This is a genomic window from Pseudoalteromonas ostreae (assembly GCF_018069805.1).
Taxonomy (GTDB): domain Bacteria; phylum Pseudomonadota; class Gammaproteobacteria; order Enterobacterales; family Alteromonadaceae; genus Pseudoalteromonas; species Pseudoalteromonas ostreae.
Window position 1 is genome coordinate 175,819 of the sequence record NZ_JAGPYN010000009.1, and the last position, 9,000, is coordinate 184,818.

Below are 9,000 nucleotides of genomic sequence, written 5' to 3' on the forward strand. Positions count from 1 at the left end.
CTATGGCTAACGTAAGCAAGCGATTTTGGTTTCAATTACATGGCTGGTTCTCATTGCCTGTATGGGTTTTATTCTGTTTTATTTGTATTACAGGCACTCTCTCTGTAGTGAGTCATGAGCTTACCTGGTTAACCAACCCTGCAGCTCGAGCAAGTAATCCTAACAATTTGCCTGCAAAACCAATCGATGAATTAATAGCAGCAGTAGAACAACTACATCCAACTGCAGATATCACATCAGTATTGGTGTATGAACCGTATTTAGTAAACGCTATTATTTTTACAGATCACAATAAACCCCAAGCAATTGCCTACGTAAATCAATACACAGGACAAATACAAGCAGTTAATCAAGGCATCACCTTTATTGGTTTTATGCGCGCGCTACATGGTTGGCTGTTGCTTCCATGGCAATCTGGTTATAGCGTCGGTTATTATCTTGTATCTGCAATGGCAATAGTCATGTTTGGCGCATTAGCCACTGGGCTGATTATTTATAAAAATTTCTGGCGTGCTTTTACTCAGCCTAAATTGCGCTTTAATCAAGGTAAAAAAACCTTACTAAAAGATTTACATAGCTTGGCTGGCGTCTGGTCTATGTGGTTTTTACTCATTATGAGCTTAACGGGGTTTTGGTATTTAACTCAAGCAATTATGTGGCATAACGAGATTGATATTGAAGAGCATTCACCGCTGGTAAGTGCTGCTGATTTACCCACCTCTAAAACTGTACCAGCCATCAGTCTAAGTCAGGCTCTACAGCTCACTAAGCAGCAGTTTACTGACTTTGAACCTCATTACATCATGTTCCCCGAACATAGCCGGGGCATGTACAGTATCAGTGGCTCGAACAACACTATTTTCTATGATAACTATGCGTTCTCAACGACGATAAACCCTTGGACAGGCGAATTAGTACAAACTAAAAGCCCCGAATCAATGAGTGCTCTACAAACTATTTCTCATATTGCAGACCCTTTGCATTACGGCACAATTGGCGGGATCTGGACCAAGCTAGTTTGGTTCGTTTTTGGCGTGATATTAAGCGGTATGTCTATCACAGGTTTTATGATGTGGCGTAGTAAGTTAGCTAAGATAACAAAGGCGCAGCTGCTAACGACTGACTATATTCAGGAGGCACAATAATGGCACGACTTAGAAGTACTTGGTGGCAACGCTATAAGTATCTACTACATGCTAGTATTTTAATTTTACCATTTTGGTTTTTATATCAATCAATGATTCTCATATTTCCTGACTCATGGGGCGAGCAAACAATAGGAGAGTTTACCCTTGCGCCCATGCCACTTAATATGGCGCCCCCCTATAGTCACCATGGTGAATACGTTAAAGATTTTAAGGTAATGTTTAATAAAGGAAAAATAGCAGATGTGCGCCAAGGTTACATGAATATTGGCCCCACTCCATTACCACTTAGTCAGTTATCAAAAGCCGATGAAGGTATTTTACATGGCACACGTCATGGTCAACATGTACATGCTATTGCACCAAGATTAATAACCAGCAAAGATAAGGCATGGATCACACTCCAAACGTGGCAAGGTGAATTGCTAGTTCAAAGCTGGGAAATTCCAAGCCAGTTTATTAACTAACAACAATGGGGAGCAAAACATGCTCCCACCCCACCTAAATCCAACTTTTATTTAACTTAAACAAGCACTTAGCCTACAAAACCAATATATTGAAAAGGCCGTTGACACACTCAGCGTACAGACTAATGCGACCTCCACACTATCAGCACAACTGAGCGCAATAAAACAGAAATACACATCGCCATCATAGAAAAATAACCGCTATATCATGTTTAGGGTCACATCAGCTCAGCATGAAAGCTATACCCGAATGCGCCATTTAAAAACTAAAAATAAAAAATAAAATCAATAAAAACATATAGGTAAAACAAAAATTAGATTAAAGTAAACCTAAGTAGCTTTATTCTCACTGCAGAAGTCTTTCTTTTGTCACGGTTTTGTCATAAAAGTTATTTAGCTTGCATCGCATACATGGCTAACTTAGGACTTTACTTGTGCCAACATTTAAACCACTTGCTTATGCGCTGAGCATATTAACACTCACCGCAACATTAGGCGCTTATAGCAGCCAAGGTGTTAATTCCACTCAACCAAGCCAAACTACACTAAAGCTTAACAGCGCACCATTTTGGCAACAAAATAATATTCAAGGTTCGCAAGCTGCTTGGCTTTTTGATGATGCATGGTTACTAACCAGTGAAAGCCAAGGCTTAATTGTAGTAGAGCAAAATAAACAACATAGCGAAGTACTTAAAGCAGGTAGCTTTGAAACTCTGTCAGTGCGTACTATTGGCGATAATCGCTTTTTAGTGACCAGTATTGATAACGAACGTGATCTGGTTGCTGTTTTCACCCTAACTCAAAGTAACGGCAACTGGCAACTAACGGAGCACACACCGATTGTTGCACCGCAAGCAAAACCTGAAGCGGTCTGCCTATTTAACAATCACAATACGGGGAGTATTTCTGCTTTTGTTGCTGATGTTCGCGGCTTAATGCGCGAAACCTTAATTTATAACTTTGCTACAGAACAAACCACTAACATTGCGGTCCGAGAATTTGCCGGTGTAAATGAAGCTGCGGGTTGTGCGGTTAATGATGTAAGCCAACAATTATTTATCAGTGAAGAAGAACTTGGCATTTGGCAAATGAACGCCAATGCTGAATCTTCAGCGAGTAAACAACCCCTTACCATGGTTGCTCCCTTTGGTGAACTGGCCAGCGGTATTGGCGCATTAACCACCAGCACTGATGGCAGCCTCTGGTTTACTAGCAGCAGCAATAACACCCTATACCGATATAATCCAGAGCAAGGTATACAACAAAAGTGGCGTGTCTCTGGAGATCTCAGTATTGGTTCTGTGGTAATTGATAATAACGCCACTACTGCTCAAGCCATTATGTATGACGATGAAAGTGGCGCGTACCGCAGCAGCCAGTTAATTTTAGACCCAATCACCAGTACGACAAAAACCAACACCACCACTGCAAAAACAGCACATGTGTATGCAAAAGTGCAAACGACACCAGTTGCAGCATTTGGTGATGCCGCAGACGATCCAGCCATCTGGGTGCATCCAACCGACGCTGCTAAAAGCTTGATCATTGGCACCGATAAACGTCGCGGACTGATGATCTATAACTTAGCTGGAGAGCAAATTCAAAGCCTTGACGTAGGTAGAGTTAACAATGTTGACGTTCGTCAAAGTAGTAATATCAACAACCCAACTCACACGCTAATTGCAGCCAGTAACCGCAGTGAAAATAGCATTAGTTTGTTCACTGTCGACATACAAAACAGCGTACACCACTTAGGTAGCGTGGCTACCAATTTGAGTGAGATTTATGGCTTATGCATGTATTCATCGAAATCTGGTGACTATGTATTTGTGAATGATAAATCAGGGTTATATCAGCAATATAAAATAACCAGCCAACAGCAACAAGTCTCGGGCAAACTGGTGCGCGAATTTACTCTACCTAGCCAGCCAGAAGGTTGTAGTAGTGATGATAAAAACGGCGAACTTTTTGCCGGTGAGGAAGACGCTGGTATTTGGTTTATCCAAGCAGAGCCTGATTCACAGCAAGCGCCTATTTTATTGCAATCCGTGAATGAAATGCTAGTTGATGATGTAGAAGGTATGGAGATTTATCATGGTAAAGACGAGCGCTTATTAGTGGTATCTAGCCAAGGTGACGATAGTTATGTCGTGTATCGCATAAATAAAGGTGAAAAACACCCTACCCTTGAGTTTGTCAGTAAGTTTAATATTCTTGCAAACTTAAATAACGGTATTGATGGCGTGTCAGAAACCGATGGCTTAACCGTTACAGCCAAACCGCTGCCTGGCTACCCTCTTGGCGTATTAATAGTGCAAGATGGCTACAATCGTATGCCACAGCAGCCACAAAATTTTAAACTGGTGGATTGGCGCCAAGTACATTCACTTATCCATGGCGACGTTAAGTAAACGAAACAAATATAGCCGTCACTTGGCGGCTATATTACCGTTGTTAACCACCAAATAACTAACACCAACACAGTCAAACCAAGCATTGCTTTGGTTTTATGTTTTGTGATAATTCGCTCTGCTTGATTACCAGCATAATACACCACCAGCGCCAGACCAAAATACCGAATTGAGCGGGCAATAGTCGTTGCAATTAAAAACATTATTAATGAATATTTGGTCGCACCCGCTGCGAGCATAGCTATTTGAAAAGGGATTGGCACTATCCCCAACATTAATACAAACCAAAAACCTTGCTGCTGCATTTGTTGTTTTACGTGTTCAAACTGCTCTGGATTTGAAAAGGTATTGATCACCCAATCGCCAACCGCATCAAACAAGTAATAGCCAAGCGCGTAACCAAACAGGGCTCCAATAATACAGCCTAAAGTCGCCATTAAGGCGATTAACCAAAGCTTTTCTCGCCGCGCTTGCATTAGCGGCACCAACACAGCTTCAAGTGGGATAGGTACTATGGTCGACTCTAAAAAAGACGCAGCAGTAATACTCGCCAACATGTGTTTTGAATCTATTAGCTGTCGTGTTTTTTGCTTTAGGCGTTGCATAAAAGCCATCGTGTCACCTTAGTATTAGTCAATAAATTGCTAAGATTGATTGCAAGCTCAATACCAGCCTTACCCAATAAATAAGTGCATTGTTTTATAAATATTTTTTAAATATAAATTGGCAGGAACAGGTAAATAAACTTAACTGATAGTGTAAAAACCCCAATTAAAATTGTAAGTTTTACTGTAATCAATTGCTTACCCTTCGGTTGGCAGATAATTCAATGGTATGTGATAGTAATCACAGGCTTTTTGTAGGCCATCGCTGGGCTGGTATATTGCAAACCCTTCACCGACTAAACAAGGGTTTTAACCACAGCACTTTTTGTATTTCTTATTACTGCCACACGAACAAGGAGCATTACGTTGTGGTGTTTTTTCAAAAACTTGAGTAACAGGTTTATTGAGCACAACATTCAAATGAGTAATATCTTCAGCAAGCGTACTATCAACACGAATATCTGCAAATAAATCATTAGCTATCAAAATAGCGTTTATTTCAAGCTCACGTGCAACGCTTTGCACCTGTAAAAAGAGCGGATTTTCTTCGCTACCAGGCTTTACTTTCGGTTTAGGCTGATAAGTACCTTGATTATTTTTACCCATAATATCGGGCTTACCACGATAGAAAAATTTTGACACCTGCATTCCTAACTGTCATTTAAAGCAACTCACCGCGAGTAGCTAAAGGCTGCGCAGTCTAACAGAATTTAATGCTGTTAGCGCGCATCTTTAACATCTCACAATTACAGAGTAAGTCTAATCTTCGTCAGGCGCTTGCGCGGCCTTCATTCGCTCTTGGTTTTCTTGCATTTGCTCAAATGCAGCTTTGATTTCATCAAGCACTGAATCAACATCAGCCTCAGCATGGTTATCTGCAACCTCACCGTAAAGAACAGTTTCTGCTGTTAATTCACCCGCTTGATACAAAGCCCACATTTCTTCACCAAAACGCGTATCGAGTATTTCTGGTGCGTACTGCCCGTAATACAAGCGCATATTGCGTACATCACGTAAAAACATTTCTTGCGCATTGTTATTCGCCGCCGCATTTACTGCCTGCGGTAAATCAATCACCACCGGACCGTAGCTATCTACTAACACATTAAATTCAGACAAATCACCATGCACAATACCCGCACATAGCATTAAGCGAATGTAATGAACCATAGTAGCGTGATCTTCAATTGCCTGTTCAGCAGTTAAACTCACATCATTTAAACGCGGCGCAACATCACCATCATTATCGGTGACTAAATCCATGATCAGTACACCATCGTAACAACCATGAGGTTGTGGTACTTTTACGCCAACCCGAGAAAGCGTGAAAAGCGCATCTACTTCAGCATTTTGCCACACGTTTTCTTGTTCTTTACGACCAAACTTAGAGCCTTTTTCCATCGCACGACCGCGGCGGCTATTCCTTACTTTACGCCCCTCTTGGTATTTTACTGCTTGTTTAAAACTTCGGTGTTGTACATCTTTGTACACTTTCGCACAGCGAATATGCTCGCCGCAGCGAACCACATAAACCGAGGCTTCTTTTCCACTCATTAATTGGCTGATGACTTCATCAACGATACCGTCTTCTATTAACGGTAAAATCTGTTTTGGCGTTTTCATGACACTCTTATACCGTACTTAGGCATACCTTGTAATCTTCTCGCAAACTATTTTATCTGACAGACCCTTACGTTAAAGCAAAAGCAGACGAAAACCAATGCTAATAAGCGCACAATTGACCTTATCAAGCATGTTAAAGAACAAAAAACTTGACTAAATCGGCTAAATCCACAAACTGCGAAGTTAACAGTCTAAATTATACTTACTTTATATGAATTCAGAAATACGCTATCGCTTTCAATCTGGTCAAATCGCTAATCGTTTTTTAAACGAATTAAAGCATTGGCCTGTCGCTCGGGTAAAAACAAAACTGCTTAATGGTGGTTTTGACGTTAAAGTTAATTATCAATTCGATGGCACGGGGTTTGATTACACTTGCGCAGAACTTGATGAATTAGCCGCAAAACATGCCGGTGAAGAAGTAAACTAAGTGTATTATTTTGCACGCTATTAAGTATACAGCAATATACATTTTTAGTTCTCTCAGCTATGTTATTCAAAGCTTAAATCAATAACATATAGGCACCGCAATGAATAACGCACGTTTATGAAAAAACTTGGTGGCTTAGTCGCCCTTGGTTATTCAATAAAAGTGTTAACTTCACTCAATATTAAATACTGCAATTAAGACAAATCACCGACTCTATGACTAAATTTTTTCTCCTAAAATACATCGCTTTTTTTAGTGGATGTGTTGCTTGTTTTACCCTTCAGACACAATTTGCAGTGCCTGCGGTTATTGCATCTTGCCTAACCGGACTTATTGGCAGTTTTATTCCTTTTCCAAAACAATATGCAAACCATCCTTACGCAGCGGTTTATGCAGGTAGTTTTGCAGGAATGTGCTCACAGGGGTTGATTAATACCTATTGGGAATTAGCGATTATTTCATTGATTGGGGCTATTTTATACGCACTAACGACTAAAGTGTTTACTGGCTTTGGCGGTAAGTTAGGGGGCATAGCCTTCGTTAGCGTTGCTTTATTTATATTAGCTAAAGGGCTCGCAGCATGAGTTTATCATCAGTAATACTTACTTTACTTGGCGCGTTTTTAACCTTTTATTTAGCTAAACATAACCGCCTAGATGCAATTAGAGCATCAGCTATTTTGGCGATACTCGCTTACCTTATTTTACTTGCCACCGAGTTCAACGCAGAGCTATATAGCAGCATTTTTTTTGGAGGCACATTTATTGGCATGAGCGCACCAAAACGCTTTGGGATTTACACACTGTTTTCTGCCAGTGTTATTTTTTCGATTTTTTTTGATAATTTAGTCCCCTACTTTAGTAACTTTGGCGGAGCTTTGGGCATAAGTGCATTTTTGTCGATATGTGTCTGCCAAATAGCGATTGCTCTCGGTGCTCCGCGCAGTAAAAAGCGCCACTAATTGGGATGTACTGTGTGGTAATTAAACAGCAATAACATCACGCCAACGCAGGCCTATAAATGGGTAATAATTCTATTTAGATATTGGAAAACAAGAAAAACTTATGGTGAATAAAAATATTTTAAAGCTCTAAAAAAGAGTAATTCTACAACCTATTGTGGTAGAACGACTCCTTACTGAGCCGCCGCCCCCACACAGATGCAGACGTGCGGAACTACCGCATCCAGCTCTTCAGCTATATATTCGCTCGTATAAATATAACCCTAGTACCTATCAACAACTGTATTTTGCTTGCTGACCTTGATACTCTCAATCTGAAAAGACTCTAACATCTTCTTGAAGATACTTTGCAGGATCTGACTAACACTTTGCTGCACAAGTTTGTCATCAACTATTGGAAGTCCTAACGGTCGCTCTTTACCATTGGATTTTGGGGTGTAGATACATTTAGATAATTCTTCTGTTTGAGTTGCTGGCTTAAGCGTTCAATATTTTCGGTCAGCTTGGCCTTGTACTTTGTCCGGTCTATGTGTCGACTTAATACCCGATATAACTGTCAGCTCCGTCGCCATGTACAAGGCTTTCCCCTGCTCAGACTACAATGGGCAGAGCTGACTTCCAAGGGGTCATCGTTTGCCTCGCTTTTCGCTTAGTTTTCCTACCACTGTCCATGTGGAGCGCCTTTGGATCTCTCAAGCCCTCAAACTACGTCGTCGCAAAGCATCTTCAACACCCAAAGCCACTGCAAACCCAGAGCGCCAAGCGTTGCGAATCTGCTGGAATTGTTTGTTATACGTGCGGTTTGAACTTCTTTGTCATCCCTTGGCAGGCAGGAGATACAAGTTTGTAGCCTAATTTTTCGTAAAATGCTGGTTCATCTGCGATCATTGAAACATAAGAACCTTCCAAAGCAACTGATGATAAATAGTTATCTATATATTCCATCACCGCCCTTCCTAGTCCTTTGCCTTGATATTTGGGGTCAACTGCAATATCCACGACTTCAAAGTTACACCCACCGTCACCAACTACACGCCCCATTGCAATTAAAGCCTCACCATCTCGTACAGAGATTCCATACAGGCTATTTGGCAACGCAATTGCAGCTGCTTTTAGAGACTTTGGTGACAAGCCTGCTTTCACGCGCATTTCACAAAATTCTATTGGGTTAGGGACGTTTTCTTCATATGTAATGTTCACGCTATACCACTCCTTTCTTATTGAGTTTGGAGCATACATCACAGAACTGTATAAATAAACAGCACCGATAATTTTAATAAAGGTGTGTACGCTAAATCAATAAGCTTTTTTCTTGCACGAGTCATAAAATATTAACTTTAGTTTATCTGTATATAACA

General features: G+C 40.8%; 10 protein-coding genes. 6 read left to right on the forward strand and 4 right to left on the reverse strand.

What is annotated here, in order from left to right:
* Positions 1 to 2: 2 nt before the first annotated feature.
* The 3 genes from J7338_RS09430 to J7338_RS09440 all read left to right on the forward strand — a co-directional run bounded on the left by J7338_RS09430 (position 3) and on the right by J7338_RS09440 (position 4,023).
* Positions 3 to 1,145: a PepSY-associated TM helix domain-containing protein gene (locus J7338_RS09430; protein WP_210796823.1), complete on the forward strand. Its 1,143-nt coding sequence runs from the start codon at positions 3 to 5 to the stop codon at positions 1,143 to 1,145.
* The gene (locus tag J7338_RS09435; RefSeq protein ID WP_210796824.1) at positions 1,145 to 1,612 is read left to right on the forward strand and encodes a hypothetical protein; all 468 of its coding nucleotides are present in this window, start codon (positions 1,145 to 1,147) and stop codon (positions 1,610 to 1,612) included. The genes J7338_RS09430 and J7338_RS09435 overlap by 1 nt, the downstream gene beginning before the upstream one ends.
* Positions 1,613 to 2,046: 434 nt before the next feature.
* Complete coding sequence (locus J7338_RS09440; RefSeq protein WP_210796825.1) at positions 2,047 to 4,023, forward strand: phytase; 1,977 nt, start codon at positions 2,047 to 2,049, stop codon at positions 4,021 to 4,023.
* 29 nt (positions 4,024 to 4,052) lie between these two features.
* On the opposite strand, the gene J7338_RS09445 is transcribed toward J7338_RS09440, so the two are convergent.
* From J7338_RS09445 to J7338_RS09455, 3 genes are all read right to left on the reverse strand, one after another.
* Positions 4,053 to 4,637 carry a YqaA family protein gene (locus J7338_RS09445; RefSeq protein WP_210796826.1) on the reverse strand — a complete coding sequence of 195 codons (585 nt, stop codon included), beginning with the start codon at positions 4,635 to 4,637 and terminating at the stop codon, positions 4,053 to 4,055.
* 300 nt (positions 4,638 to 4,937) lie between these two features.
* Positions 4,938 to 5,270 carry a PBPRA1643 family SWIM/SEC-C metal-binding motif protein gene (locus J7338_RS09450; protein ID WP_210796827.1) on the reverse strand — a complete coding sequence of 111 codons (333 nt, stop codon included), beginning with the start codon at positions 5,268 to 5,270 and terminating at the stop codon, positions 4,938 to 4,940.
* A gap of 117 nt (positions 5,271 to 5,387) precedes the next feature.
* Positions 5,388 to 6,251: a PA4780 family RIO1-like protein kinase gene (locus J7338_RS09455; RefSeq protein WP_210796828.1), complete on the reverse strand. Its 864-nt coding sequence runs from the start codon at positions 6,249 to 6,251 to the stop codon at positions 5,388 to 5,390.
* Positions 6,252 to 6,462: 211 nt separating this feature from the next.
* Here J7338_RS09455 and J7338_RS09460 point away from each other — a divergent pair, with 211 nt between their 5' ends.
* The 3 genes from J7338_RS09460 (at position 6,463) to J7338_RS09470 (ending at position 7,642) form a co-directional block, all read left to right on the forward strand.
* Entirely contained in the window at positions 6,463 to 6,681 is a 219-nt protein-coding gene (locus J7338_RS09460) for a hypothetical protein (protein ID WP_210796829.1), read from the forward strand.
* A gap of 215 nt (positions 6,682 to 6,896) precedes the next feature.
* Positions 6,897 to 7,265, forward strand: coding sequence for a hypothetical protein (locus J7338_RS09465; RefSeq protein WP_210796830.1), 369 nt, complete (start codon positions 6,897 to 6,899; stop codon positions 7,263 to 7,265).
* Positions 7,262 to 7,642, forward strand: coding sequence for a hypothetical protein (locus J7338_RS09470; RefSeq protein WP_210796831.1), 381 nt, complete (start codon positions 7,262 to 7,264; stop codon positions 7,640 to 7,642). The genes J7338_RS09465 and J7338_RS09470 overlap by 4 nt, the downstream gene beginning before the upstream one ends.
* A 789-nt stretch (positions 7,643 to 8,431) precedes the next feature.
* Here the strand turns inward: J7338_RS09470 and J7338_RS09475 are convergent.
* Positions 8,432 to 8,791, reverse strand: coding sequence for a GNAT family N-acetyltransferase (locus J7338_RS09475; RefSeq protein WP_210796842.1), 360 nt, complete (start codon positions 8,789 to 8,791; stop codon positions 8,432 to 8,434).
* Positions 8,792 to 9,000: the final 209 nt, after the last annotated feature.

Coding starts and splice junctions, on each gene's coding strand:
- J7338_RS09430 (WP_210796823.1), top strand. CDS start 3: ATGGCTAACGTAAGCAAGCGATTTTGGTTTCAATTACATGGCTGGTTC.
- J7338_RS09435 (WP_210796824.1), top strand. CDS start 1,145: ATGGCACGACTTAGAAGTACTTGGTGGCAACGCTATAAGTATCTACTA.
- J7338_RS09445 (WP_210796826.1), bottom strand. CDS start 4,637: ATGGCTTTTATGCAACGCCTAAAGCAAAAAACACGACAGCTAATAGAT.
- J7338_RS09455 (WP_210796828.1), bottom strand. CDS start 6,251: ATGAAAACGCCAAAACAGATTTTACCGTTAATAGAAGACGGTATCGTT.
- J7338_RS09460 (WP_210796829.1), top strand. CDS start 6,463: ATGAATTCAGAAATACGCTATCGCTTTCAATCTGGTCAAATCGCTAAT.
- J7338_RS09465 (WP_210796830.1), top strand. CDS start 6,897: ATGACTAAATTTTTTCTCCTAAAATACATCGCTTTTTTTAGTGGATGT.
- J7338_RS09470 (WP_210796831.1), top strand. CDS start 7,262: ATGAGTTTATCATCAGTAATACTTACTTTACTTGGCGCGTTTTTAACC.
- J7338_RS09475 (WP_210796842.1), bottom strand. CDS start 8,791: ATGCGCGTGAAAGCAGGCTTGTCACCAAAGTCTCTAAAAGCAGCTGCA.